The sequence below is a fragment of the Streptomyces flaveolus genome, assembly GCF_000716535.1.
Lineage (GTDB): Bacteria > Actinomycetota > Actinomycetes > Streptomycetales > Streptomycetaceae > Streptomyces > Streptomyces flaveolus_A.
This window is the reverse complement of sequence record NZ_JNWV01000020.1, coordinates 244,372-268,718: the sequence shown is the minus strand read 5'-3', so window position 1 is coordinate 268,718 and position 24,347 is coordinate 244,372. Positions and strand designations below refer to the sequence as shown.

21 protein-coding genes are annotated in these 24,347 nt (G+C 73.9%); 13 read left to right on the top strand and 8 right to left on the bottom strand.

Annotation, left to right across the window (positions count from 1 at the left end):
* Nucleotides 1-23 precede the first annotated feature (23 nt).
* The 3 genes from OO52_RS22845 to OO52_RS22835 all read left to right on the top strand — a co-directional run bounded on the left by OO52_RS22845 (nucleotide 24) and on the right by OO52_RS22835 (nucleotide 3,383).
* Nucleotides 24-1,421: a DNA-3-methyladenine glycosylase 2 family protein gene (locus tag OO52_RS22845; protein WP_030645736.1), complete on the top strand. Its 1,398-nt coding sequence runs from the start codon at nucleotides 24-26 to the stop codon at nucleotides 1,419-1,421.
* 64 nt (nucleotides 1,422-1,485) lie between these two features.
* Nucleotides 1,486-1,974: a methylated-DNA--[protein]-cysteine S-methyltransferase gene (locus tag OO52_RS22840; protein WP_030645734.1), complete on the top strand. Its 489-nt coding sequence runs from the start codon at nucleotides 1,486-1,488 to the stop codon at nucleotides 1,972-1,974.
* A gap of 158 nt (nucleotides 1,975-2,132) precedes the next feature.
* Entirely contained in the window at nucleotides 2,133-3,383 is a 1,251-nt protein-coding gene (locus OO52_RS22835) for an SGNH/GDSL hydrolase family protein (protein ID WP_030645731.1), read from the top strand.
* A gap of 83 nt (nucleotides 3,384-3,466) precedes the next feature.
* Here the strand turns inward: OO52_RS22835 and OO52_RS22830 are convergent, their stop codons facing one another.
* On the bottom strand, nucleotides 3,467-4,456 hold the full coding sequence (locus OO52_RS22830) for a TrmB family transcriptional regulator (RefSeq protein ID WP_030645729.1): 990 nt from the start codon (nucleotides 4,454-4,456) through the stop codon (nucleotides 3,467-3,469).
* Between the two features lie 295 nt (nucleotides 4,457-4,751).
* On the opposite strand from OO52_RS22830, the gene OO52_RS22825 reads away from it, so the two are divergent.
* From OO52_RS22825 to OO52_RS22815, 3 genes are all read left to right on the top strand, one after another.
* Nucleotides 4,752-6,146, top strand: coding sequence for a protein phosphatase 2C domain-containing protein (locus tag OO52_RS22825; RefSeq protein ID WP_030645727.1), 1,395 nt, complete (start codon nucleotides 4,752-4,754; stop codon nucleotides 6,144-6,146).
* A gap of 69 nt (nucleotides 6,147-6,215) precedes the next feature.
* The gene (locus tag OO52_RS22820; protein ID WP_030645724.1) at nucleotides 6,216-7,958 is read left to right on the top strand and encodes a pyruvate dehydrogenase; all 1,743 of its coding nucleotides are present in this window, start codon (nucleotides 6,216-6,218) and stop codon (nucleotides 7,956-7,958) included.
* 317 nt (nucleotides 7,959-8,275) lie between these two features.
* Nucleotides 8,276-8,719 (top strand): ATP-binding protein, encoded by a 444-nt coding sequence (locus OO52_RS22815; protein ID WP_030645722.1) that lies wholly within the window; start codon nucleotides 8,276-8,278, stop codon nucleotides 8,717-8,719.
* An 81-nt stretch (nucleotides 8,720-8,800) separates the two neighbouring features.
* Here OO52_RS22815 and OO52_RS22810 read toward each other — a convergent pair whose 3' ends face one another.
* Together OO52_RS22810 and OO52_RS22805 are read right to left on the bottom strand one after the other, a co-directional pair.
* Nucleotides 8,801-9,844 (bottom strand): DUF2637 domain-containing protein, encoded by a 1,044-nt coding sequence (locus OO52_RS22810; protein WP_030645720.1) that lies wholly within the window; start codon nucleotides 9,842-9,844, stop codon nucleotides 8,801-8,803.
* Nucleotides 9,845-10,159: 315 nt separating this feature from the next.
* A complete protein-coding gene (locus OO52_RS22805) occupies nucleotides 10,160-11,002 on the bottom strand; it encodes a (2Fe-2S)-binding protein (protein WP_030645718.1) in 843 nt (280 codons plus the stop codon).
* A gap of 180 nt (nucleotides 11,003-11,182) precedes the next feature.
* Here OO52_RS22805 and OO52_RS22800 point away from each other — a divergent pair, with 180 nt between their 5' ends.
* The gene (locus tag OO52_RS22800; RefSeq protein ID WP_030645716.1) at nucleotides 11,183-11,992 is read left to right on the top strand and encodes a GntR family transcriptional regulator; all 810 of its coding nucleotides are present in this window, start codon (nucleotides 11,183-11,185) and stop codon (nucleotides 11,990-11,992) included.
* Here OO52_RS22800 and OO52_RS22795 read toward each other — a convergent pair.
* From OO52_RS22795 to OO52_RS22780, 4 genes are all read right to left on the bottom strand, one after another.
* Nucleotides 11,970-12,737, bottom strand: coding sequence for a phosphotransferase (locus tag OO52_RS22795; protein WP_199819949.1), 768 nt, complete (start codon nucleotides 12,735-12,737; stop codon nucleotides 11,970-11,972). The genes OO52_RS22800 and OO52_RS22795 overlap by 23 nt on opposite strands.
* A gap of 108 nt (nucleotides 12,738-12,845) precedes the next feature.
* Complete coding sequence (locus OO52_RS22790; protein ID WP_030645712.1) at nucleotides 12,846-13,517, bottom strand: formylglycine-generating enzyme family protein; 672 nt, start codon at nucleotides 13,515-13,517, stop codon at nucleotides 12,846-12,848.
* Nucleotides 13,518-13,529: 12 nt separating this feature from the next.
* Entirely contained in the window at nucleotides 13,530-14,294 is a 765-nt protein-coding gene (locus OO52_RS22785; protein ID WP_196943709.1) for a hypothetical protein, read from the bottom strand.
* A 167-nt stretch (nucleotides 14,295-14,461) separates the two neighbouring features.
* Nucleotides 14,462-16,135, bottom strand: a complete 1,674-nt coding sequence (locus OO52_RS22780; protein WP_030645708.1) for a PucR family transcriptional regulator — start codon at nucleotides 16,133-16,135, stop codon at nucleotides 14,462-14,464.
* Nucleotides 16,136-16,486: 351 nt separating this feature from the next.
* On the opposite strand from OO52_RS22780, the gene OO52_RS22775 reads away from it, so the two are divergent.
* The 6 genes from OO52_RS22775 (at nucleotide 16,487) to OO52_RS22750 (ending at nucleotide 23,824) form a co-directional block, all read left to right on the top strand.
* Nucleotides 16,487-17,380, top strand: a complete 894-nt coding sequence (locus tag OO52_RS22775; protein ID WP_030645706.1) for an FAD binding domain-containing protein — start codon at nucleotides 16,487-16,489, stop codon at nucleotides 17,378-17,380.
* On the top strand, nucleotides 17,380-17,955 hold the full coding sequence (locus OO52_RS22770; RefSeq protein ID WP_030645704.1) for a (2Fe-2S)-binding protein: 576 nt from the start codon (nucleotides 17,380-17,382) through the stop codon (nucleotides 17,953-17,955). The genes OO52_RS22775 and OO52_RS22770 overlap by 1 nt, the downstream gene beginning before the upstream one ends.
* A 2-nt stretch (nucleotides 17,956-17,957) precedes the next feature.
* Nucleotides 17,958-20,339: a xanthine dehydrogenase subunit D gene (gene pucD, locus OO52_RS22765; protein ID WP_030645702.1), complete on the top strand. Its 2,382-nt coding sequence runs from the start codon at nucleotides 17,958-17,960 to the stop codon at nucleotides 20,337-20,339.
* A 154-nt stretch (nucleotides 20,340-20,493) separates the two neighbouring features.
* A complete protein-coding gene (locus OO52_RS22760) occupies nucleotides 20,494-21,951 on the top strand; it encodes an NCS2 family permease (protein WP_030645700.1) in 1,458 nt (485 codons plus the stop codon).
* 39 nt (nucleotides 21,952-21,990) lie between these two features.
* Nucleotides 21,991-23,142: an XdhC family protein gene (locus tag OO52_RS22755; protein ID WP_030645698.1), complete on the top strand. Its 1,152-nt coding sequence runs from the start codon at nucleotides 21,991-21,993 to the stop codon at nucleotides 23,140-23,142.
* Between the two features lie 43 nt (nucleotides 23,143-23,185).
* Nucleotides 23,186-23,824 carry a LysE family translocator gene (locus tag OO52_RS22750; RefSeq protein ID WP_030645696.1) on the top strand — a complete coding sequence of 213 codons (639 nt, stop codon included), beginning with the start codon at nucleotides 23,186-23,188 and terminating at the stop codon, nucleotides 23,822-23,824.
* Nucleotides 23,825-23,852: 28 nt separating this feature from the next.
* Here OO52_RS22750 and OO52_RS22745 read toward each other — a convergent pair whose 3' ends face one another.
* Nucleotides 23,853-24,293, bottom strand: a complete 441-nt coding sequence (locus OO52_RS22745) for an SRPBCC family protein (protein WP_030645685.1) — start codon at nucleotides 24,291-24,293, stop codon at nucleotides 23,853-23,855.
* Nucleotides 24,294-24,347 lie beyond the last annotated feature (54 nt).

Below are 24,347 nucleotides of genomic sequence, written 5' to 3'. Positions count from 1 at the left end.
GTCCCCGCCCCACACTGGACGATGTGAAGGACGAGGACAGCAGGTACGAGGCCGTGCGGAGCCGGGACGGCCGGTTCGACGGGGTGTTCTTCTTCGCCGTCGAGACCACCGGCATCTACTGCAGGCCAAGCTGCCCGGCCGTGACGCCGAACCGGCGCAACGTGCGGTTCTTCGCGACGGCCGCCGCCGCGCAGGGCTCCGGGTTCCGGGCCTGCCGGCGGTGCCGGCCGGACGCCGTGCCGGGCTCGGCGGAGTGGAACGTCCGCGCGGACGTCGTCGGCCGGGCCATGCGCCTGATCGCCGACGGCGTCGTGGACCGCGAAGGCGTCGCCGGGCTCGCCGCACGGCTCGGCTACAGCGCCCGGCAGGTCCAGCGGCAGCTCACCGCCGAGCTGGGCGCCGGGCCCGTGGCGCTCGCCCGGGCCCAGCGGGCGCACACCGCGCGGGTGCTGCTCCGGACCACCGACCTGCCGGTCACCGAGATCGCGTTCGCCTCCGGGTTCGCCAGCGTGCGGCAGTTCAACGACACCATCCGGGAGGTGTACGCGGCGACCCCCACCGAGGTGCGGGCCGCAGCCCCCCGGAACCGGGCCGCCCGCCGGGCCGCACCCGGCGCGGGCATCCCGCTCCGGCTCGCCCACCGCGGCCCCTACCAGTCCGCCGCCGTCTTCGACCAGCTCGCGCGGGAGGCCGTACCAGGTGTCGAAGAGGTGACCGGCGCCCCCGGCGCCCGCACCTACCGGCGCACCCTGCGACTGCCGTACGGCACCGGCCTCGCCGCCGTCCAGGAACGCACCCGCACCCCACGGACCGGCACCGGCACCCGCCCGGGCGGCTGGCTCGACGCCCGGCTGCACCTCACCGACCCCCGGGACCTCACCACCGCCGTGCAGCGGCTGCGCCGGCTGTTCGACCTGGACGCCGACCCGTACGCCGTCGACGAGCGGCTCGGCGCCGATCCACGGCTCGCCCCGCTGGTCGCCGCCCGGCCCGGACTGCGCTCGCCCGGCGCCGTGGACCCGCTGGAGCCCGCCGTACGCGCCCTGGCCGGCACCCATGGCGCCGAGGAACTGGTGCGCCGGTACGGAAAGGTCCTCGACGCGCCCCACGGCGGCCTGACCCACCTCTTCCCCGAGCCCGCCGTCCTCGCCGAGGCCGAGCCCGGCGGCCCGCTGGGGGCGCTCGCCGCCGCCCTCGCCGACGGCAGAGTACGGCTGGACCCGGGCGCCGACCGGCACGACGCCGAGGAGGCCCTGCTCGCCCTGCCCGGCATGGACCCGGCCACCGTCGCCACCGTCCGCGTCCGCGCCCTCGGCGATCCCGACGTCGCCCCGCCCGGCGCCGACGTCCCCGACACCTGGCGGCCCTGGCGGTCGTACGCCGTCCAGCACCTGCGGGTGGCGGGGGAGCCGATCCCGTGACCGCCGGCCCGAGCACCACGACGTCCGTCCGCCCCCTGACCGCCGAGCCGAGGAACACGGTCCGATGACCACCGTCTACTGCACTCACCTGGACGCCCCCGTCGGGCGGCTGCTGCTCACCGCCGACGCGGACGGCGCGCTCACCTCGCTGTCCGTGCCCGGACAGAAGGGCGGGCGGACCGTCCAGGACGGCTGGCGGCACGACCCCGGGCCGTTCCGCGCCGCCGCCGACCAGCTCGCCGCCTACTTCGCCGGGGAACTCAAGGAGTTCCGGCTGCCGTTGCGGGCGACCGGCACCGAGTTCCGGCAGCGGGTCTGGGCCGCGCTGGACGAGCTGCCGTACGGCGTCACCGCCACCTACGGTGAGATCGCCGCCCGGATCGGCGCGCCCCGCGCCGCCGTTCGCGCCATCGGCGGGGCGATCGGCGCCAACCCGCTGCTCATCGTGCGCCCTTGCCACCGGGTGATCGGCGCGAACGGAGCGATGACCGGGTACGCGGGGGGACTTGAGCGCAAGGTCCGGCTGCTCACCCTGGAGGGCGTGCTCCCCTGACGGCGCCTCTCCCCCCGCGCGCCCACCGCGCCTTTCTCCCCTGCGCCCCTGGTGTCCCCGTTGCGCCGAGCGGGTGGACCGCCGTCGATGTTCCGGCGGCGCGGCCCGCCCGTGTGGCACGGTCGCCTCCGACGGCCGACGGGGAAGGGCGGGCACACATGGCCAAGGTCGTACGGGTCCTCGCGGTCCTCCTCCCGGCGCTGCTGCCGGGCCTGACGGCACCGGCCGTCGCCGAACCGACCCCGCTGCCCTGGACCGGCAGCTGGGAGACCGCTCCCTCCGGCACCGCCGCCGCGCTGCCCGGCGCCGCCGTCCGCAACGTCGTCCACCTCAGCGTCGGCGGCACCGCGGTCCGCGTCCGGCTCAGCAACCGGCTCGGCACCACGCCGCTGCGCCTCGGCGCGGTCACCGTCGCGCTGAGCCGTGCGGCCGGCCCCGAGGCCGTACCCGGCACCCTGCGCACCGCCACCTTCCGCAGTGCCACCGAGCTGACCGTCGCACCGGGCGCGGACGCGGTCACCGACCCGGTACCGCTGCGGGTACCGGCCGGAGCCGACCTGCTCGTCACCGTGTACACGCCGGAGAAGTCCGGGCCCGCCACCTATCACCGCACCGCCCTCCAGACCAGCTACGTGGCCCCGGCCGGCGCGGGCCGGGCCGCCGACGAGGACGGCAGCGCCTACACGGCGACCACCAGCCGCTGGTACTACGTCACCGGCGTCGACGTCCGCGGGCCCGCCGCCGGCAGTGTCGTCGCCTTCGGGGACTCGCTCACCGACGGCAACGGCTCCACCCCCGACACCAACCGCCGCTGGCCCGACCGGCTCGCCCAGCGACTGCGCGAGCAGCGGCTCGGCGTCCTCAACGCGGGCATCGCCGGCAACCGCCTGCTGCTCGACGGCACCGGGCCGAGCGCCCTCGCTCGCCTAGACGCGGACGCGCTGGACCGGGCCGGGGTGCGGGTCCTGGTCGTCTTCGAGGGCATCAACGACATCAAGGGCACCCCGGAGGCGAGCGACGCCGCCGCCTTCGCGGACGCCTACCGCACCGTGGTGACCCGTGCCCACGCCCGCGGTGTCCGGGTCGTCGGCGTCACCCTCACCCCGTACGGCGGGCACCCCGCCTGGACCGCCGCCCGCGAGGCGGTGCGGCAGCGGGTCAACGCCTTCATCCGGGACGGCGGCGCCTTCGACGCGGTCGCCGACGTGGACGCGACCGTCCGGGACCCGGACGACCCCGGCCGGATCCTGCCCGCCTACGACCCCGGCGACCACCTGCACTTCAACGACGCGGGCATGGCCGCCGTGGCCGACACCGTCCACCGCGTGCTGACCTCCGGGCCGCTGGGGCACGTCCCGACCGCCCGCGCCCGCGCCACGGCACCGCGCCCGGTCACAAGCCCGCGCTGAGCGGGCAGGCGAACAGCCGCGGACGGCGACGCGGGAAGGCGGCGGGCAGCCGCCGGCCCGGTGGGACGCGGGGCGGGCGCCGCTCAGCCGGCGTTCTCGCGGGTCACCCAGCCGCGTTCCCAGGCGTGCCAGCCCAGTTGGAGCCGGGTCGTCACCCCGGCCAGTTCCATCAGGCGCCGTACCCGGCGCTGCACGGTCCGCAGGCCCAGGTCGAGCTGTTTGGCCACGCTCGCGTCGGTCAGCCCCGCCAGCAGCAGCGACAGCACCTCCAGATCGGTGGCGTCCGGGCCGTCCGGCTGTTCCTCGCTCACCCCGGCGGCGCCGAGCCGCAGCGGCAGCGCCTCCCGCCACACCGACTCGAACAGCCCGGCGAGCAGCTCCAGCAGCCCGCTGGCGTGCACCACCAGCGCGGCCGGCTCCGCCTTCCTCGACGTCAGCGGCACCATCGCGAGCGACCGGTCGGCCACCACCAGCTTCGTCGGCACCCGGTCCACCACCCGCACCCGCTCGTCCCGGCCGAGCGCCGCCGTCAGCTCGGTCAGCCCGTGCGGCTGGTCCAGCACCGCCCGCTCCACCACCACCCGGTAGCGCACCCCGCGCCCGGCCGCCTGCTCCTCCGCGTCGTTCTCCATGCCGGACACGGCCACCGGGTTGCCGGTCACCAGCGCGCACACCTCCTCGGCGGCGCCGAGCTGGAGCTGGAGGAAGCGCTGGGCGACCGCCGAGGCGCCGGTCACCACCTCCACCAGGTCGTGCACCGCCGGTTCGGCCGCCGCCGCCCGGTACTCCTCCGCGAGCAGCGCCGCCGCCAGCTCCGCCTTCTCCAGCTCGTGCCGCTGCTGGGTGAGCAGCGCGCCCAGCGCCACCCCGGGCGGAGCCGCCACCCAGCGGCCCGGCCGCGCCGAGGACTGCGCCGCGAGACCCTGCCGCTCCAGCCGGCGCAGCGCCCGCTCGGTGTCGTGCTCGGCCAGCGTCAGGCGCCGCGCCAGATCGGTGACGTCGGCCGCGCCCACGGACACCAGCGCCCGGTACGCCGCCTCGTGCGTCTCGTCCAGCCCTATCGCTGCCAGCATCGCCCCGCGTCCCTCCCGTGCGCACAGACCATCGGAAGCGGTACGACGTGGCGGAAACCGGCCACGGCGCAAACCCGCCGCCGACATCATCGCCGTACCAGTGGTGACTCTGCCAAGGTGGGTTCGGACGTCGCCGGGCGGTCCTCCCGTGGGGGGTGGGGCCGCCCGGCGGCCACCAACCGTGTCTCGTACGGCAGTTCACCCGCTCACTCGACACGCCGTTCGACGGTGGCGATGCGCCGGATTTTCCTGATGCCCCGTTTTCCCACCGCCCGTGCGGTGGACAATTAGGGGCATGAGCCAGCAGGGGGGAACTCCCGCCCGTCACGACGACGACTGGTGGGGGCAGCTGTACGACGACTCCACCGAGGACACGGGTCCCACGGCAGTGCCCGATTCCCTGGACGACCGCTTCGCCTCGGCGCGGAACGCGGTGGGGGGACGGCCGCCGGACACGGTGGAACGAGGACCGTCGGATCCGGCACCGGTGGATGCGGGACCGGTGGACCCCGGCCCGGCGGATCCCGGACCAGCCGAGCCGGCACCTCCGGCACCGGCACCCGTGAAGGCGCCGGTGCCGACGCAGCGCGCCGCGCCGCCGCCACCGACGGAACCCGCCCTCCCCACCGACCCGGCGCTCCCGGCCGAGTTCACCCCGCCCCCCGAGAGCGCGCCGCCACCCGAGAGCACCCCGCCCTCCCCGCCCTCCTCCGTCGACTACGTCGGCTCCGGTCCCCCCACCTACGACCCCGAGCCCACCGCGCTTCCGCTCGCCGAGCCGGACGGGCTCGGGGAGCTGGTCGCGGACACCGTGCTGGACGGCGCCCGGTACGGCGCCTGCACCCTGCGGGCCGTGTCGCTGCGCGGGGACTCGGCCCGGTTCCGGGGCGAGCCGCGCCGGGACGCGCTGCTCACCGCGCGGTTCGGGGCGGGCGAGCAGGCGCTGGTCCTGGTCGCGATGGCCACCGGTGCCCGGGCCGCGCCGGGCGCGCACCTGGCGGCGGCCGAGGCGTGCCGCTGGATCGGGCGGGCCGTGGGCCGCAGCCACCAGCGGCTCGTGGAGGACATCCGCGCGGCCCGGCGCGGAGACCTGAAGTCGGGTCTGCACCGGCTGACCGACCGCAGTCTCGGCAAGCTCCGCGCGAGCGCCGCCGCACAGGGCCTGGGCCCCGAGGAGTACACGGCGAGCCTGCGCTGTCTGCTGCTGCCCGCCGACCCGGACTGCCGTACCCGGGTGTTCTTCGGCGTCGGGGACGGCGGACTGTTCCGGCTGCGGGACGGCGCCTGGCAGGACATCGAACCGCGGGTCGCGCCCGAGGCCGGCACCGGCGCGCCCCCTGCCGCCGGTTTCGTCTCGCCGCCGGAGCGGACGCCCGAGGGCGACCGGCTGACGATGGACCTCGGCCTCCCGGCCCCGCCGAGCCCCTTCGAGCCCGCGGAGCCGGCCCCGGAGCCGCCGCGCGAGCCGTTCCGGTTCAGGGCCTCGGTAGCCCGCCCGGGTGATGCGCTGGTGATGTGTACGGCGGGCCTGGCCGGCCCGCTGCGCGACGAGCCCGCTCTCTGCGCCTACCTGGCCCGTCGCTGGTCCGACCGCACTCCGCCGGGCCTCGCCGCCTTCCTCGCCGACGCCCAGGTACGGGTGAAGGGCTACGCCGACGACCGTACGGCGGCGGCCGTGTGGGAGGCGTAACCACCGCCCCTGTGGATTGATGGAACGGGAGGGCCGTATCCCGGGACAGCGAAGGGGCTGACGCGCGCCATGGCCAAACAGAACGTCGCCGAGCAGTTCGTCGACATCCTCGTCCGCGCCGGAGTGCGGCGCCTGTACGGCGTCGTCGGCGACAGCCTCAACCCGGTCGTGGACGCCGTCCGCCGCAACGCCGCCATCGACTGGATCCACGTGCGCCACGAGGAGTCCGCCGCCTTCGCGGCCGGTGCCGAGGCCCAGATCACCGGGAAGCTGGCGGCCTGCGCCGGCTCCTGCGGCCCGGGCAACCTGCACCTGATCAACGGCCTGTACGACGCCCACCGCTCGATGGCCCCGGTGCTGGCCCTCGCCTCGCACATCCCGTCGAGCGAGATCGGCCTCGGCTACTTCCAGGAGACCCATCCGGAACGGCTGTTCCAGGAGTGCAGCCACTACTGCGAGCTGATCTCCAGCCCGAAGCAGATGCCCCGGCTGCTGCAGACCGCCATCCAGCACGCGGTCGGCCGCAGCGGGGTGGGCGTGGTGGCGCTGCCCGGCGACATCGCCGCCGAACCGGCCCCGGAGAAGGCGGCGCAGAGCGCGCTCGTCACCTCCCGGCCCACCGTGCGGCCGGGCGACGCCGAGATCGACGCGCTCGCGGAGATGATCGACGAGGCCGGCAGGGTCACCCTGTTCTGCGGCAGCGGCACGGCCGGCGCCCACGCCGAGGTCATGGAGTTCGCCGGGAGGATCAAGTCCCCGGTCGGGCACGCGCTGCGCGGCAAGGAGTTCATCCAGTACGACAATCCGTACGACGTCGGCATGAGCGGACTGCTCGGCTACGGCGCCGCCTACGAGGCCACCCACGAGTGCGATCTGCTGATCCTGCTCGGCACCGACTTCCCGTACAACGCATTCCTGCCGGACGACGTGCGGATCGCGCAGGTCGACGTACGGCCCGAGGTGCTCGGCCGCCGCTCCCGGCTCGACCTGGCCGTGTGGGGCGACGTCCGCGAGACGTTGCGGTGCCTGATCCCGCGCGTCGCGGAGAAGACGGACCGGCGCTTCCTCGACCGGATGCTCAAGAAGCACGCCGACGCGCTGGAGGGCGTGGTCAAGGCGTACACCCGGAAGGTCGACAAGCACATCCCGATCCACCCCGAGTACGTGGCCGCCGTGCTGGACGAAGTCGCCGACGAGGACGCCGTGTTCACCGTGGACACCGGGATGTGCAACGTCTGGGCCGCCCGGTACGTCTCGCCCAACGGCCGCCGCCGGATCATCGGTTCCTTCTCGCACGGGTCGATGGCGAACGCGTTGCCGATGGCGATCGGCGCCCAGTTCACCGACCGGCGCCGGCAGGTGGTCGCCATGGCCGGGGACGGCGGATTCTCCATGCTGATGGGGGACTTCCTGACCCTCGTGCAGTACGACCTGCCGGTGAAGGTGGTGCTGTTCAACAACTCCTCGCTCGGCATGGTCGAGCTGGAGATGCTGGTCGCCGGACTGCCCTCGTACGGCACCACCAACACCAACCCCGACTTCGCCGCCGTCGCCCGGGCCTGCGGCGCGTACGGCGTGCGGGTGGAGAAGCCCAAGCAGCTCGCCGGGGCCCTCAGGGACGCCTTCAGGCACAAGGGGCCGGCCCTGGTGGACGTCGTCACCGACCCCAACGCGCTGTCCATCCCGCCGAAGATCAGCGCCGAGATGGTCACCGGGTTCGCGCTGTCCGCCTCCAAGATCGTGCTGGACGGCGGGGTCGGCCGGATGCTCCAGATGGCCCGCTCGAACCTGCGCAACGTACCCCGGCCCTGAGGGGGGTGATTTCGGCCAGTTTCACGTGGCGTGACGACACGACGTCAGCCGGTGCCGGACGCGGCCGGACCGGTGTCCCGGGGCGTCCGTGGCGGCCGGTGGCGTCCGGTGAGCGCGAGGTCCGGCCGCGGCGGTGCCCGACGGCCGGACCGGGCACGGTACGGATATGGCCGAACCACCGGCCATCGGGCACGCTCCAGGACTGCCCGGGAGCCTGCTGGGCAAGCATCCCCCGTGAACGTGTTCGACCAGAAGGGGCAGGGACCGGCGGCGTGCGGGCGGGGGTCATGAAGAGGCAGGCGCGAGGGGGCGGTCCCGTGACGGTAGGGGCCTTCTCGGCGACAACGGGGGAAGAGACCGGCACCATCACCGAACACGTGCGGCGGCTGCGGCGCAAGCTTGGCCGGGCGGACCTCAGGGCGGTGCCGGAGGCCCGCCGGGAGCTGCGCGCACTGCTGCGGCACTGGGGCAAACCGGGCCGCTCGGAGATCGCCGAACTGCTCACCAGCGAACTCGTCACCAACGCACTCGTCCACACCGACGACGACGCCGTCCTCACGGCGGTCGTGGACCCCGGCGGGCTGCGCGTGGAGGTACGGGACTTCGTGGCCCGCAGACCCGAGCTGCACGCGCCGGCCACGGACGACGACACCCACGGGCGGGGCCTGCTGCTGGTGCAGTCCCTCGCCGACGACTGGGGCGTACGGCCGCACGGCGTCGGCAAGTCGGTGTGGTTCGAACTCGGCGCCGAGGCGGCGTGAGGCACAGCGCGACGGGACGGGGGCGTGACCCGCGCGGTCACGCCCCCGTCCCGTACTGCGGTCGCACCACAGGGCCGGCCGTCAGCCGAACTGCTGCTCCAGGTCCTTCAGCTTGCGCTCCAGGGAGTCCAGGCGGGGCAGCGCCATGGTGTCGTCCTCGGCGGTGAGGTCGACGGTCACCGGCTCACTCCCGCTGGGGACCCGCTGCAGGGAGGGCCGTGCGCGGACGGGCAGTTGTTCCGCGGTCGATATGGCAGGCTCCGCGGTCGCGGGAGCCGGGCCGCGCTCCACGGCCTGCACCTCGACCTGCCGGCCGGCACCCCGGCCGACGAAGCCGCGGTGACCCCGGCTGATCGCCTTGAGCTGGGCGCGCTCCACACGCTGCTGGTCGCGCCGCCGCTGCCGGGTCTCCTCCTTCTGCCGCTTGTCCTCGCGGACCTCCTCGACGGCCTCGTCGAGGCTGCGCACGCCCTCCAGGAGCATCAGCGACCAGGCCCGGTAGGTCTCACGGGGCGCCCGCACCCAGCGCACGATCCGGATCTGCGGCAGCGGACGGGGCACCAGGCCCTGCTCGCGCAGCGCGGCCCGGCGGGTCTGCTTCAACGCCCGGTCGAACAGCACGGCCGCCGACAGCGACATGCCGGAGAAGAACTGCGGCGCACCGGCGTGCCCCACGCCCCGGGGCGCGTGCACCCAGTTGAACCAGGCCGCCGCCGCGGCGAACAGCCAGACCAGTATCCGGGAGCCGAGCGCCGCGTCACCGTGGCTGGCCTCGCGGACCGCGAGGACGGAGCAGAACATCGCCGCGCCGTCCAGGCCGAACGGCACCAGGTACTGCCAGCCGTCGGTCAGCCCGAGGTTCTGCTCGCCGAAGCCGACGAGGCCGTGGAAGGACAGGGCCGCCGCCACCGCCGCACAGCAGAACAGCAGTACATAGGAGGCCGTGCCGTAGATGGCCTCCTTGCGCCTGCGGCGCTCCTCGCTGCGCTCCCACGAGTCGTCCGCGCTCGCGTTCTCCCCGGAGGAGCGCTTGCCGCGCGCGAGCACCGCCACCGCCGCCAGCACGCCCAGGAGCAGTACGGCGCCCGGAAGCAACCAGTTCAGCGATATGTCGGTCAGTCTCATCAGGGGTCCCTTGCATTGGGATAGGGCGTAACGCCCGCCATAGTGGCCCACTCCCGAGGGCCCTCAGGGGGTTTCGGGGCAAGAGGCCGCCAATAAGGTGCAAGGGGATGCCCAGGGCGACGTTCTGCTCGAACTGCCGCGTGAGGGGCGGGAGTTGAGTTCGAATAAGACTACCCGTACGGGTGGTTCCTCGGAAAGTTCCCGCGACGAGTGAGGAAGTTGTGAATCACCTCTTCGTGAACCGGGCCGGGGGCGGGCGGTCGTGTGCCGGTGATCCTAGTGGACCCACGGGTGTGCTCCCGACCTGACCTCCCCTCAGGCGGCCGCGGCTGTCGCCAGTTTGGCGATCCGCTCGCAGTCGCGGGTGCGCGGACAGGTGACGCAGGTGTCCTCCGGGCGGACGGTGTAGAACATGCAGCAACTCGCCCGGTCCCGGGTGGGCAGGGGCGAGCCGTCCGGCCCGGTCAGCGTCCGGAACCCGGCGGACCCGGCGTACGGCAGGGTCGCCCCCGGAAGCAGCAGCTCCAGCTCCCGCACGGCCCGCGCCGCCTCCGGCTCGCCGAACAGCCGGGCGACGTACCACAGTCCCTCCACGACCTCGTCGGTCGCCATGCCCCACAGTGCGCGTCCCCGCCGCCGCATCCGGGGCCCGAAGGCGCCGAGCACCGGCTCCAGATGCTCGGCCACGGCCGCCCGCACCTCGGCCCGCAGCGCCTCCTCGTCCGGTACGACGACCGCGCCGGGCTGTGCGGCGGCGGGGTCGCCCGGCAGGCAGGCGACGGAGACGGGGGGCCGTACGGCCATCCGGCCGGCCGTGCGGTCGTACCAGACGTGCGTCACGGGCAACCGGGGCACCCGGCGGCGCAGGAACCACGGGACGGTGATCAGCAGGCAGGCCGGCCAGGCGTAGCGGTGCAGGCCGAAGCTCGCGACGACGTCGGGGCGGGCCGGCCGGCCGTAGTCCCGCACCACCTGGTCCGCGTCCCGGGCGAGGAAGGCGTCCAGCTCCGCGCCGCCCGCCGCGAGCCCGGCGGCGGCGGTCCAGCCCGCGCCCGCGGGTGCCGGGTCGTCCGGGCCCAGCTCGGTCACGGTCAGGCCCGGGAAGGCCGTGGCGAGGCGGTCGTACGCGGCGGTGAGCGGCGAGGCCGCAGCGGGCATGGCGGGACCACCGATCCTCGGGCGCGTCCGTGATCACGGACTGGGCTGCAAAGGTAAGGCTTACCTTACCCGGAAGTCGTCGGAGTTTGAACTGCCGCCCGGTGCGCCTAAGGTGCTTGACGGACAAGCGACAACCCGTCGTTAATGACCCCAAGTGCCGACAAGCCGCCAGGAGGAGCCGTGAAGCAGGGCGTGCAGGGCTCCCCGGGCACGCCGGCCGACGCCCGGGTGCCCGCGCAGCAGCGGCAGCGGCCGGCCGCCGGTGCCGACCCGGGCCGGGAGCGGGACGCCGCGGTGCCGGGCGCGGCGCGCGGCGAGCACACCCACGGCGAGCGGCAGGTCCCGGAGCCGCGGGCCGCGGTGCAGCGCTCCTCGGTGCGCGGGCAGATCCTGGACGCGCTGCGCACGGCGCTGGTCACCGGTGACCTGAAGCCGGGCGAGGTGTACTCGGCGCCGGTGCTCGGGGAACGCTTCGGCGTCTCGGCCACGCCCGTGCGGGAGGCCATGCAGCAGCTCGCGCTGGAGGGCGCCGTCGAGGTCGTGCCCAACCGTGGCTTCCGGGTGGTCGAGCGGGGCGCGCGGGAGCTGGCCGAGCTGGCGGAGGTGCGCGCGCTCATCGAGGTGCCGGTGATGCTGCGGCTCGCGCGTACGGTGTCCGCACAGCGGTGGGCCGAGCTGCGGCCGCTCGCGGAGGAGACGGTACGGACGGCCGCCGCCGGCTGCCCGGCGGCGTACGCGGAGTCCGACCGGGCCTTCCACCGGGCCCTGCTCACCCTCGCGGGCAACGAACAGCTGGTCCGCATCTCCGAGGACCTGCACCGGCGGTCGCAGTGGCCCCCGGTGCGGCGGGGGAGGGCCGAGCTGGTCGCCGACGCGGCGGAGCATCTCGCTCTGCTGGACGCGTTGGCCTCGGGGGACGTGGACGGGGTGCGGAGGCTTGTGGGCGGGCATTTCGCGGGCGCGGGGGTCAGCTCAGCAGGGCAGCAGTGAACGTCTTGCGGTGGTCCACCAGCCAGGTCTGCACACGGTCCCAGCGTTCCCATCCACCGCGCTCGGCCAGCGCCCGGAGGTAGACCGGGTCGCCGTCGGCCACGCGGCGGGCGACGAAGGCCCGGCAGACCTCCGTGGCCTGCTCGACGACACCGGGCAGCTCGGCGCGGTCCCCCGCCGAGAGGCCGTACCCGTCGGCAAGGATCCGCAGCCGTGCGGGCGCGTCCAGCCCGGAGGGGTAGAAGGCGGCCGCCGATCCGGGGTCGACCATGGGCACCCAGTAGCGGGCGGTCATGGCGAGGTCCCACAGGGGGCGGCCCGGGGCCGCCAGGTCGAAATCGATCAGGGCAGCGGCACGGCCGTCGCGGAAGACGACGTTTTCCGGGCACACGTCGTTGTGGCACAGCATCGTTCCCCCCTCCGGGTCGGCCAGGTCCCTGGGCCACTCGGCACGGGGGTCGACCGCGACGGCCGCGCTGGTCCCGTGCAGGCGCCGCAGCAGGCTCCCCACCGATTCCAGGGCGGTCCTCGTCATGGCCCAGTCCGGGAACGGCGGCAGAGCCACGTCGCCCGGGACGAAGGTCAGCCGCTCGCGGCCGTCCGCGGTGAGACCGACAGGGGCCGGCGCAGCGTCGAAGCCGTGCTCCCTCAGCGCGAGGAGATAGGCGTGCAGGGCGCGCGCGTTGCGCGGTGCCGGGCGCTCCACCGACTCCCCCCGGCGGAAGACCGCCCCCGCGTTCGCCATCCCGCCGGCCAGCGCCTCGTCCTCAGCCGTCACGAGGCATCACGCTGTCGCCGGACCGGCCACCGCGCGGGCCGGGCCGCCAACTCGGCACGGACAAGCGCCCAAGGCTCACCCACGAGACCGTGCGACGCGAAAGCCCACGTCGTCGACCTGGAAGGTCGGGTGGCTACGGCGGCGCACGGAGGCCCGGCAGCTCCAGTGCTCGTCGAACCAGCCACCGCCGCGCAGCACACGATAGGTGCCGTAGACCTCGGCGTCGTAGACGTCCCAGCACCACTCCCAGACGTTGCCGAGCATGTCGTACAGACCCCACGGGTTCGGCCGCTTGCCGCCCACGTCATGCACGCGCTCCCGCGAGTTGCCGCGATACCAGGCGACCTCGTCGAGCGGCCCGTAACGCGGTCCGGTCGTCCCGGCCCGGCAGGCGTGTTCCCACTCGGCCTCGGTCGGCAGCCGGTACCCATCGGCGGACCGGTCCCACGCGATGCCCTCACCCCCGGCAGGAAAGCGGTAGGCGGGTGTGAACCCCTCACGCAGCGACAGGGCGTTGCAGAACCGGACCGCGTCCCACCAGGAAACACCCCGCACGGGTGACCGGTCCCCCTGAGAGGTACCCGGCCGCTTGTCGGTGATCCGTGCGTACAGCGCCCCGGTCACCGGGAACACCGCCAGTCGGTAGGACGCGAGCTCGACCTGCCAACTGCGTTCTGTCCGCCGGTCCGACAGCGTCACCCGCCCCGGCGGGACGGCGATCATCCCGCTTCCTCCGCCCGTGTCCATGAGCAGGTGATCCTACGCCGTCGCCGCCCCCGGCGCGGGCGGGGCCAACTGCTCCGCCAGCCACGTCGGTACGCCACCGAGCAGCCGGAACAGGCGGCGCGCCTCCTCGCGGAGCCGGGACGCCTCCGGTTCCTCCTCCGTGTCGGCCAGGGAGACCAGCGCGGGCGCCGTGCCCACCAGATAGCCCAACTCCTCCCGGATGCGCAGGGATTCGGCGAAGCCGTGCCGCGCCTCCGCCAACTCGCCGTCTCGCAGCGCGAGTCCCGCCAGGTGGCGCCAGGTGAAGGACAGCAGCAACGGGTCGGCGTTGGCCGTGGCGGCGGCGTGCGCCCGGCGGAACGCGGCGCGGGCCGCCTGCGGGGCGCCGGCCAGGTTCTGGGCCACCAGCCCGCGCCGGAAGTCCAGCAGGGCCCGCCCGGAGGCCCCCGGCGGGATCAGCGCCGCCGCCCGGCCCAGCGCGGCCCGCGCCTCGTCCGCCCGGTCGCGCACGCCGAGCAGTGTGGCGGCGTACGCCAGGTAGCCCCGCTCGCACGCGGCGGCCCCCCGCTCCTCGTCGCTGTGCGCCACCGCCTCCGCCGTCCGCAGCGCGTCCTCCGCCTCCTCCCAGCCCCGCTCGGTGTACAGGCACCGTTCGGCCAGCAGGGCGGCCCGCTGCAACGCCGGGGCGGGGCGGTCGGCGGGCAGCAGGGCCGCCGCGTCGGCCCAGCAGGCCCGGCTGCGCAACCGCCATACCGCGGTCTGGAGCGGATCGTCACCGGTGGTTCCGTTACCAGACATGGCGGTATGCGCCACGTTGCCCTCCCCGAGCACGCCATCGAGCTGTTGAGTGGTGGCGGCATTCCAGCACCAATCGCGGGGCCCGGCCAAGAGGGTGGGTGAAAGATTTCACAAAGTAGTGGGGTGCGGGCGTGACCTTGTCCGGCCGCCGCGCGCCCCCGCTGACCTCAGCTCATGCGCAGGGCCAGGAAGAAATCCAGCTTGTCCTCCAGGCGGGACAGGTCCCGTCCCGTCAACTGCTCGATCCGCCCGACCCGGTAGCGCAGCGTGTTGACGTGCAGGTGGAGGCGGGTGGCGCAGCGCGTCCAGGAGCCGTCGGAATCGAGGAACGCCTCCAGGGTCGGGATCAGCTCGGCCCGGTGCCGGCGGTCGTAGTCCTTCAGCGGGTCCAGCAGGCGGGCCGTGAAGGCGCGGCGGACGTCGTCGGGGACGAACGGGAGCAGCAGGACGTGGGACGCCAGCTCCTGGTGGCCGGCCGCGCAGACCCGGCCGGAGCGGGCGGCGGCGACCCGGCGGGCGTGCCGGGCCTCCTCCAGGGCGCCGCGCAGGCCCTCCGCCGAGTGCACGGCCGCGCTGACCCCGAGGGTGACCCGGCCGTCCTCGTCCAGGCCCGCCGACAGCGGCTCGCGCACCGACCGCAGCAGGGCGTCGGCGAGCAGGCCGGTCTCCGAGCCGTCGTGCTCGGAGGCGACCGCGGGCAACGGGACCAGGGCCACGGCCTCGTCGCCGGTGTGCGCGACGGCGATGCGGTCCGAGGGCTCGGGGCCGGTGGCCAGCGGGTCGACCAGCACCTCCTCCAGCAGGGACTGGGCGACCGGGCCGCCCTCGACCTCGCCGTCCTCCCATTCCACCCGGGCCACCACGACCTGCCAGTGCGGGGCCGCCCCGAGCCCGGGCAGCAGCACCGGGGCCGCCACCCTCAGGCGGGCGGCTATCTCGGCGGGCGCGGCGCCCGTCTGCACCAGCTCCAGTACCTCCTGGGCGAGCCGGCGGCGGACCGTGCGGGCCGCGTCCCGGCGGTCCCGCTCGACGGCGATGAGCTGGGTGACGCCCTGGAGCAGGTCCAGGCGCTCCCCGGGCCAGTCGCCCGCGTCCGCCTCCACGGCCAGCAGCCAGTCCGACAGCACCGTCTCGCGGACATCGCGGGCGGCCTGCGGGGAGCGGCCGGAGGAGCGGACCGGGAAGAGGGAGTAGGTGGTGCCGTGGAGCTGGACGCGGTGCGGGCCGCGACGGCCGGTGCGGGTGGCCGCCAGGTGCTCGGCGGCGAGCCGGGCGCAGGTCTCGGCGGGCGGCACCGGGCCCGCCACCTTGGAGCCCGCGATCATCCGGCCGGTGGGGGAGAGCACCCAGGCGCGCAGGTCGAGGTCGGAGCCGAGCAGGTCCAGGACCACGTCCGGGCCGCCGCCGGCCGGGCCCGAGGTCATCATCCGGCGGTGCCGGTCCACGACGGCCGCCAGGTCCCCGGCGCGCTCGCCGGAGACCTGCCGGACCACATGCTCGGTGATCGTCGCGAACGCCACCGACTCGTGCACCGCGAACAGCGGCAGCCGGTGCTTGGCGCAGGCCAGCACCAGGTCCTCCGGCACATCGCCCAGCTCGGCCTCGCCGGCCGCGAGGGCGGCCACCCCGGCCTGCGCCAGGATCCGTACGAAGGGCTCGGAGTCGGCGGCGTCCCGGCGCCAGGCCAGGCCGGTGAGCACCAGCTCGCCGCCGGAGAGGTAGCGGCTCGGGTCGCGCAGATCGGTGGTCATGACCCCGCGCACCGCGCGGTCCAACTCGTCCTCGCCGCCGAGCAGCCGCAGGCCCAGCGCGTCGGTGTCCAGCAGTGCGCGCAGCCGCATCTCGTCGCCGCCGTTCTTTGTCTCGAAACCTACGATGGATCTTGGAGGAGCGCCGGGCGGTGGTCCGGTGAGGGGCCGCACCGGCCGGAATCCGGGGTCGCCGTGCCGTTACCCGCGTTTCCCCGGGAAAACGGAGAGGTTAGCGATGACCTCCGTTCATACGAATCTACAAGATGCTCGCGCTGGCCAGCGAACTCCTTCATGGTTTCGGTGACTGACCCCGTCGGAGCACAGGGCGGTGTACTGAGTCCACTCCGCGTCAACAGCACATGAACGAGCCGGGCCCGCCGCACACGGATTGGCTCAATCTGTACGACTCCAAGAGCACTGAGACGAAGAAGAGAGCCGGTCATGGACTTCCTTCGCCCCGCCAGCTGGGAGGAGGCGCTCGCCGCGAAGGCCGAGCACCCCACCGCTGTGCCGATTGCGGGTGGCACCGACGTGATGGTCGAGATCAACTTCGACCACCGCCGGCCCGAGTACCTCCTCGACCTGAACCGCGTCGGCGACCTCTACGAGTGGGAGGTCGGCGAGGACACCGTACGGCTGGGTGCCTCCGTCCCGTACACCGCGATCATGGAGAACCTCCGCGCCGAGCTGCCGGGCCTCGCGCTCGCCTCGCACACGGTCGCCTCCCCGCAGATCCGCAACCGCGGCGGCGTCGGCGGCAACCTCGGCACGGCCTCGCCCGCCGGCGACGCCCACCCCGCCCTCCTCGCGGCCGGCGCCGAGGTCGAGGTGGCGTCGGCGGCCCGGGGCACCCGCCTCGTCCCGATCGACGCGTTCTACACGGGCGTCAAGCGCAACGCGCTCCAGCCCGACGAGCTGATCCGCGCGGTGCACATCAAGAAGGCCGACGGCCCGCAGCAGTACTCGAAGGTCGGCACCCGCAACGCCATGGTCATCGCCGTGTGCGCCTTCGGGCTCGCCCTGCACCCGCGGACCCGGACCGTGCGCACCGGCATCGGCTCGGCCGCGCCCACCCCGGTGCGGGCCAAGACCGCCGAGGAGTTCCTGAACGCGGCCCTGGAGGAGGGCGGCTTCTGGGACAACGGAAAGATCATCACCCCGTCGGTCGCCAAGCGGTTCGCGGACCTGTGCTCGGCCGCCTGCAACCCGATCGACGACGTCCGGGGCACCGCGAGCTACCGCCGGCACGCGGTCGGCGTGATGGCCCGCCGGACGCTGACCTGGGCCTGGGAGTCGTACCGCGGCGCCCGCCGCACCACCGAGGGAGCTGCGTGATGCGCGTCAACTTCACCGTCAACGGACGCCCGCAGGAGGCCGACGACGTCTGGGAGGGCGAGTCCCTGCTGTACGTGCTGCGCGAGCGGCTCGGCCTGCCGGGCTCCAAGAACGCCTGTGAGCAGGGCGAGTGCGGTTCCTGCACGGTCCGCCTCGACGGCGTGCCCGTGTGCGCCTGCCTGGTCGCGGCCGGTCAGGTCGAGGGCCGGGACGTCGTGACCGTCGAGGGGCTGGCGGACTTCGCCAGGCAGCGCTCCTGCGGGACGGGCGCCCACGGTGGCACGAGCCTGGACGAGGCCACGTCGTGGCAGGCCGGGGGCACCGACTCGCAGACCGGCGAGGGCACCGAACTGAGCCCCGTCCAGCAGGCGTTCATCGACGCCGGCGCCGTCCAGTGCGGCTTCTGCACCCCCGGCCTGCTCGTCGCCGCCGACGAGATGCTGGAGCGCAACCCGAACCCGACCGACGCCGACATCCGTGAGGCGCTGTCGGGCAACCTGTGCCGCTGCACGGGCTACGAGAAGATCATGGACGCGGTCCGCCTGGCGGCCGCACGGCAGTCCCAGGGGGTCTGAGCATGCCGGCCAACGGTGCACCCACCAAGATCACCCAGGGGTCGCAGACCAAGGGCGGCATCGGCGAGTCCACGCTCCGCCCGGACGGCACCCTCAAGGTCACCGGCGAGTTCGCGTACTCGTCCGACATGTGGCACGAGGACATGCTGTGGGGCCAGATCCTGCGCTCCACCGTCGCGCACGCCGAGATCGTCTCGATCGACACCTCCCAGGCCCTCGCGATGCCGGGCGTGTACGCCGTCATGACGTACGACGACCTGCCCACCGAGGTGAGGAACTACGGCCTGGAGATCCAGGACACCCCGGTCCTCGCGCACGGCAAGGTGCGCCACCACGGCGAGCCGGTCGCGATCGTCGCCGCCGACCACCCGGAGACGGCCCGCCGCGCCGCCGCCAAGATCAAGGTGGACTACAAGGAGCTGCCCGTCATCACCGACGAGGCCTCCGCGACCGCCCCGGACGCGATCCTCGTCCACGAGAACCGCGACGACCACCACGCGGGCCACGTGCCGCACCCGAACATCGTGCACCGCCAGCCGATCGTCCGCGGGAACGTGGAGGAAGCGCGCGAGCGCGCGGACGTGATCGTGGAGGGCGAGTACACCTTCGGCATGCAGGACCAGGCCTTCCTCGGCCCCGAGTCCGGCCTCGCAGTGCCCGAGGAGGACGGCGGCGTCCACCTCTACATCGCCACCCAGTGGCTCCACTCCGACCTGCGCCAGATCGCGCCCGTCCTCGGCCTGCCCGAGGAGAAGGTGCGCATGACGCTGGCCGGCGTCGGCGGCGCGTTCGGTGGCCGCGAGGACCTGTCCATGCAGATCCACGCCTGCCTGCTGGCCCTGCGCACCGGCAAGCCGGTGAAGATCGTCTACAACCGGTTCGAGTCCTTCTTCGGGCACGTCCACCGCCACCCGGCGAAGCTGTACTACGAGCACGGCGCCACCAAGGACGGCAAGCTCACCCACATGAAGTGCCGGATCGTCCTGGACGGCGGCGCTTACGCCTCCGCCTCCCCGGCGGTCGTCGGCAACGCCTCCTCGCTGAGCGTCGGCCCGTACGTGATCGACGACGTCGACATCGAGGCCATCGCCCTCTACACCAACAACCCGCCCTGCGGCGCCATGCGCGGCTTCGGCGCGGTCCAGGCGTGCTTCGCCTATGAGGCGCAGATGGACAAGCTGGCGAAGAAGCTGGGCCTGGACCCGGTGGAGTTCCGGCAGCTCAACGCGATGGAACAGGGCACCGTCATGCCGACCGGGCAGCCGGTGGACTCCCCGGCCCCGGTCGCCGAACTCCTGCGCCGCGTCAAGGCGATGCCCATGCCGCCGGAGCGCCAGTGGGAGTCCAGCGAGGGCGCCGACGTGCGGCAGCTGCCCGGCGGACTGTCCAACACCACGCACGGCGAGGGCGTCGTACGCGGGGTCGGTTACGCGGTCGGCATCAAGAACGTCGGCTTCTCCGAGGGCTTCGACGACTACTCCACCGCCAAGGTGCGCATGGAGGTCGTGGGCGGTGAGCCCGTCGCCACCGTGCACACCGCGATGGCGGAGGTCGGCCAGGGCGGCGTCACCGTCCACGCGCAGATCGCCCGCACCGAGCTGGGCGTCAACCAGGTGACGATCCACCCGGCGGACACCCAGGTGGGCTCGGCCGGTTCGACCTCGGCCTCCCGGCAGACGTACGTCACCGGCGGTGCCGTGAAGAACGCCTGCGAGCTGGTCCGCGAGAAGGTCCTGGAGATCGGCCGGCGCAAGTTCGGCTCCTACCACCCCGCCTGGGCCACGGCGGAGCTGCTGCTGGAGGGCGGCAAGGTCGTCACCGACGCCGGCGAGGTCCTCGCCGACCTGGCCGACGTCCTCGAGGACGAGGCCGTGGAGGTCGAGGAGGAGTGGCGGCACCGGCCGACCGAGCCCTTCGACCTGCGCACCGGCCAGGGCAACGGACACGTCCAGTACTCCTTCGCCGCCCACCGCGCGGTCGTCGAGGTCGACACCGAACTCGGCCTGGTCAAGGTGATCGAACTGGCCTGCGCCCAGGACGTCGGCAAGGCGCTCAACCCGCTCTCCGTCATCGGCCAGATCCAGGGCGGTACGACCCAGGGCCTGGGCGTGGCCGTGATGGAGGAGATCATCGTGGACCCGAAGACCGCCAAGGTCAGGAACCCCTCCTTCACGGACTACCTGATCCCCACCATCCTCGACACGCCGACCATCCCGGTCGACGTGCTCGAACTCGCCGACGAGCACGCCCCGTACGGGCTGCGCGGCATCGGCGAGGCCCCGACCCTGTCGTCCACCCCGGCCGTCCTCGCGGCGATCCGGAACGCGACCGGGCTGGAGCTCGACCGCACACCGGTGCGACCCGAGCACCTGACGGGAACGTGACCCTTCGGGGATCCAACCGGTGATCTCCCGGGGGGACCTCGTCCCCCCGGACCCCCACTGTTCGTCTCGGGCCGTCCCCCGGGTCGTCCAATCCCAAATCCCGTGCCGGACAAGGCGCCGCACGGGTGCACCTATGAACCTTGGGAGTTGGCCCATGACCCAGCAGTCAGTGGAGCCCAGGACCGCAGCCGAGGACGCCGGCGAAGGCAGTCGCGTCCCGGCCGGGCGGTCCTGGCTCGACCGGTACTTCCACATATCCAGAAGAGGATCGACGGTCGCGCGTGAGGTGCGCGGCGGCATCACCACCTTCATGGCGATGGCCTACATCCTCCTGCTCAACCCCCTCATCCTGTCCGGCAAGGACGCGGCGGGGGACACGCTCGGCCAGAAGGCGCTGATCACCGCGACCGCGTTCGCGGCGGCTTTCACCACGCTGCTGATGGGCCTCGTCGGCAAGGTACCGCTCGCCCTCGCCGCCGGCCTCTCCGTCTCCGGCGTCCTGTCCTCGCAGGTCGCCCCCGCCATGACCTGGCCCCAGGCCATGGGCATGTGCGTGATGTACGGCGTGGTCATCATGCTGCTGGTCGTCACCGGCCTGCGTGAAATGATCATGAACGCGATCCCGCTCGCGCTCAAGCACGGCATCACCATGGGCATCGGCCTGTTCATCGCGCTCATCGGCTTCTACAAGGCCGGCTTCGTGCACCAGGGCAAGGCCACCCCGCTCACCCTCGGCACCGCAGGGGAACTCGCCGGCTGGCCCGTGCTGCTCTTCGCCGGCACCCTGCTGCTGATCTTCATGCTCCAGGCCCGGAACGTTCCCGGCGCCATCCTCATCGGCATCGTCTCCGGCACGGTCGTCGCCGCCGTCCTCAACGGCCTCGGTGTCATCGACGCGGGGCAGTGGGCCAACGGCGCGCCCCAACTGCACGGCAGCGCCGTCTCGATGCCCGACTTCTCGCTCTTCGGGAACGTCGAGTTCGGCGGCTGGGGCGAGGTCGGCGCGATGACGATCGGCATGATCGTCTTCACCCTGGTGCTCGCCGGCTTCTTCGACGCGATGGCCACCATCATCGGCGTCGGCACCGAGGCCGGACTGGCCGACGACAAGGGCCGGATGCCGGGCCTGTCCAAGGCGCTGTTCATCGACGGCGCCGGCGGCGCGATCGGCGGTGTGGCGGGCGGCTCCGGCCAGACCGTGTTCATCGAGTCGGCGACGGGCGTCGGCGAGGGAGCCCGCACGGGTCTCGCCTCCGTCGTCACCGGCCTGTTCTTCGCGGCCTGCCTGTTCTTCACCCCGGTCACCGCGATCGTGCCGCAGGAGGTCGCCTCCGCCGCGCTGGTCGTCATCGGCGCCATGATGCTGATGAACGCCCGGCACGTGGACTGGGCCGACCGCGCGACCGCGATCCCGGTCTTCCTGACCGTCGTCCTGATGCCGTTCACGTACACCATCACCACCGGTGTCGCCGCGGGCGTCATCTCCTACGTCGCCATCAAGACGGCCCAGGGCAAGGCCCGCGAGATCGGCGCCTTCATGTGGGGCCTGACGGTCGTCTTCCTCGTCTACTTCGCCCTCCATCCCGTCGAGGCCTGGCTGGGCGTGCACTAGCCACCCCGATACCTCCGACCCGCTTAAGGAGACCGACAGATGCTGGACATCGCCGAGGAGTTGAACCGGTGGGTCGAGCAGGGCCGTGACTTCGCCGTCGCCACCGTGGTGGCCGTCGGCGGCAGTGCCCCGCGCCAGCCCGGCGCGGCCCTCGCGGTGGACGCCGACGGCACGGCGATCGGCTCGGTCTCCGGCGGGTGCGTGGAGGGCGCCGTGTACGAGCTGTGCCGGCAGGCGCTGGAGGACGGCCACACCGTCCTCGAACGCTTCGGCTACAGCGACGAGGATGCCTTCGCCGTCGGCCTGACCTGTGGCGGCGTCATCGACATCCTCGTCACACCGGTCAGGGCGGACGGTCCCGCCCGGCCGGTGTTCGCGGCCGCGCTGGCCGCCGCCGCCCGAGGGGAGGCGGCGGCGGTCGCGCGGATCGCCGAGGGCCCCGCAAAGCTGCGCGGCCGGGCCCTGCTGGTCCGGCCCGACGGGTCGTACGACGGCGGCTTCGGCGCCCACCCCGAGCTGGACCGCACGGTCGCCGCCGAGGCCGGCGCCTTCCTGGACGCGGGCCGCACCGGCACGCTGGAGATCGGCGAACAGGGCTCGCGCTGCGGCGCCCCGCTCACGGTCCTGGTGGAGTCCTCCGTCCCCGCACCCCGGATGATCGTCTTCGGCGCGATCGACTTCGCGTCGGCGCTGGTCCGGATCGGCAAGTTCCTCGGCTATCACGTCACCGTGTGCGACGCCCGGCCGGTGTTCGCGACCAGGGCCCGTTTCCCCGAGGCCGACGAGATCGTCGTCGAGTGGCCCCACAGGTACCTGGAGCGCACCGAGGTCGACGGCCGCAGCGTCCTGTGCGTCCTCACCCACGACGCCAAGTTCGACGTACCGCTGCTCAAGCTGGCGCTGCGGCTGCCGGTCGCCTACGTCGGCGCGATGGGCTCCCGCCGTACCCACCTCGACCGCGGCGAGCGGCTGCGCGCGGTCGGCGTCACCGAGCTGGAGCTGGCCCGGCTGCGCTCCCCGATCGGCCTGGACCTCGGCGCCCGCACGCCGGAGGAGACGGCGCTGTCCATCGCGGCGGAGATCGTCGCGGGCCGGCGCGGGGGCAGCGGGGCGTCGCTGACCGGCGCGCACACGCCCATCCACCACGACACGGCGACACGGCCGGCGGGGCGGATCGGGTCGGTGGCCTGAAAAGGGTTTGCCGACCGCCGTCGCGCCTGTGTTGCATGACGGCATGGTGTCCCCCGACCGGCTGGCGGCCTTCGCCGTCCTCTCCTTCCTGCTCATCATCGTCCCGGGCCCCAGCGTGCTGTTCGTGATCGGACGGGCGCTGGCGCACGGCCGCCGCGCGGCGCTGACCACCGTCGTCGGCAACACGCTCGGCGCCTACCTGCTCGTCGTCGCTGTGGCGTTCGGCATCGGGTCGGTCGTCGAGCGCTCGGTCCTCGTCTTCACCGCGCTGAAGCTCGCGGGCGCCGCGTACCTCGTGTACCTCGGGGTCAAGGCGTGGCGGCAGCGCGGCGCGCTGCGGGCCGCGGTCGCGGACTCCGGCCCGGCGCGCGGCGGCCTGCGCACCCTGGGGGAGGGCTTCGCGGTCGGCGTGGCCAACCCCAAGACGATGGTGTTCTTCGCCGCGGTGCTGCCGCAGTTCGTGGACCGCGAGCAGGGTCACGTGCCGGCGCAGATGCTCCTGCTCGGGTTGGTCTTCAACGCCATCGCGGTGATCTCCGACGCCGTCTGGGGCCTGGCCGCCTCAGCCGCCCGCGACTGGTTCGCCCGCTCCCCCCGCCGCCTGTCCGCGGTCGGCGGCACGGGCGGCCTGACGATGATCGGCCTGGGCGTGACCGTTGCCCTGACGGGCCGCAAGGACTGAGGGCCGCGCGGACGCACCCACCCCCGGCTCAGCCCCGGGTCAGCAGATGGTTCGCCGCCCGGCCGAACAGCAGGCGGGAGGCCGACGTGAGCGGGCCGTCGAAGGCCCGGGGGAGGAAGCGGACGCTCAGGTCCTCTCGCCACACCACCCGGCTGCTGCCCCCGGGCCCCGGGTGGACCTCGATCTCCGCCCAGCCGAGGATCAGCCGGCCGCGTTTCTCCAGCCGGCACAGGCCGGGCATCCCGTCGGCGGGCGGGCGCCACACCGTCACCTCCATCACGTCGTCGAAGGCCAGCGGGCCGAGCCCCGACCGGGCCACGAAGCGCGTGCCCTCGCGGGTCGGCGGCGGCGTGAGCACCCTGATCCGGGTCAGCGGGACCGCGTCGGCGTGGCGCGGCCAGTCCGTGAGCCGGCGCCACGCCTCGTCGGGCGGGAGCGGGACCGTACGTTCGAAGGAGAAGGTGGGCACGGCACGATCGTAGGCAAGGGAGGCCGGTAACCTGCGCGTTCACCCGCCGCGCCG

What these genes read in the sequence shown, in the direction of transcription:
- OO52_RS22840 (WP_030645734.1), top strand. Translation starts at nt 1,486, where the DNA reads ATGACCACCGTCTACTGCACTCACCTGGACGCCCCCGTCGGGCGGCTG.
- OO52_RS22835 (WP_030645731.1), top strand. Translation starts at nt 2,133, where the DNA reads ATGGCCAAGGTCGTACGGGTCCTCGCGGTCCTCCTCCCGGCGCTGCTG.
- OO52_RS22830 (WP_030645729.1), bottom strand. Translation starts at nt 4,456, where the DNA reads ATGCTGGCAGCGATAGGGCTGGACGAGACGCACGAGGCGGCGTACCGG.
- OO52_RS22825 (WP_030645727.1), top strand. Translation starts at nt 4,752, where the DNA reads ATGAGCCAGCAGGGGGGAACTCCCGCCCGTCACGACGACGACTGGTGG.
- OO52_RS22820 (WP_030645724.1), top strand. Translation starts at nt 6,216, where the DNA reads ATGGCCAAACAGAACGTCGCCGAGCAGTTCGTCGACATCCTCGTCCGC.
- OO52_RS22810 (WP_030645720.1), bottom strand. Translation starts at nt 9,844, where the DNA reads ATGAGACTGACCGACATATCGCTGAACTGGTTGCTTCCGGGCGCCGTA.
- OO52_RS22805 (WP_030645718.1), bottom strand. Translation starts at nt 11,002, where the DNA reads ATGCCCGCTGCGGCCTCGCCGCTCACCGCCGCGTACGACCGCCTCGCC.
- OO52_RS22795 (WP_199819949.1), bottom strand. Translation starts at nt 12,737, where the DNA reads ATGGCGAACGCGGGGGCGGTCTTCCGCCGGGGGGAGTCGGTGGAGCGC.
- OO52_RS22790 (WP_030645712.1), bottom strand. Translation starts at nt 13,517, where the DNA reads ATGGACACGGGCGGAGGAAGCGGGATGATCGCCGTCCCGCCGGGGCGG.
- OO52_RS22785 (WP_196943709.1), bottom strand. Translation starts at nt 14,294, where the DNA reads ATGTCTGGTAACGGAACCACCGGTGACGATCCGCTCCAGACCGCGGTA.
- OO52_RS22780 (WP_030645708.1), bottom strand. Translation starts at nt 16,135, where the DNA reads ATGCGGCTGCGCGCACTGCTGGACACCGACGCGCTGGGCCTGCGGCTG.
- OO52_RS22775 (WP_030645706.1), top strand. Translation starts at nt 16,487, where the DNA reads ATGGACTTCCTTCGCCCCGCCAGCTGGGAGGAGGCGCTCGCCGCGAAG.
- OO52_RS22770 (WP_030645704.1), top strand. Translation starts at nt 17,380, where the DNA reads ATGCGCGTCAACTTCACCGTCAACGGACGCCCGCAGGAGGCCGACGAC.
- pucD (WP_030645702.1), top strand. Translation starts at nt 17,958, where the DNA reads ATGCCGGCCAACGGTGCACCCACCAAGATCACCCAGGGGTCGCAGACC.
- OO52_RS22760 (WP_030645700.1), top strand. Translation starts at nt 20,494, where the DNA reads ATGACCCAGCAGTCAGTGGAGCCCAGGACCGCAGCCGAGGACGCCGGC.
- OO52_RS22755 (WP_030645698.1), top strand. Translation starts at nt 21,991, where the DNA reads ATGCTGGACATCGCCGAGGAGTTGAACCGGTGGGTCGAGCAGGGCCGT.
- OO52_RS22750 (WP_030645696.1), top strand. Translation starts at nt 23,186, where the DNA reads ATGGTGTCCCCCGACCGGCTGGCGGCCTTCGCCGTCCTCTCCTTCCTG.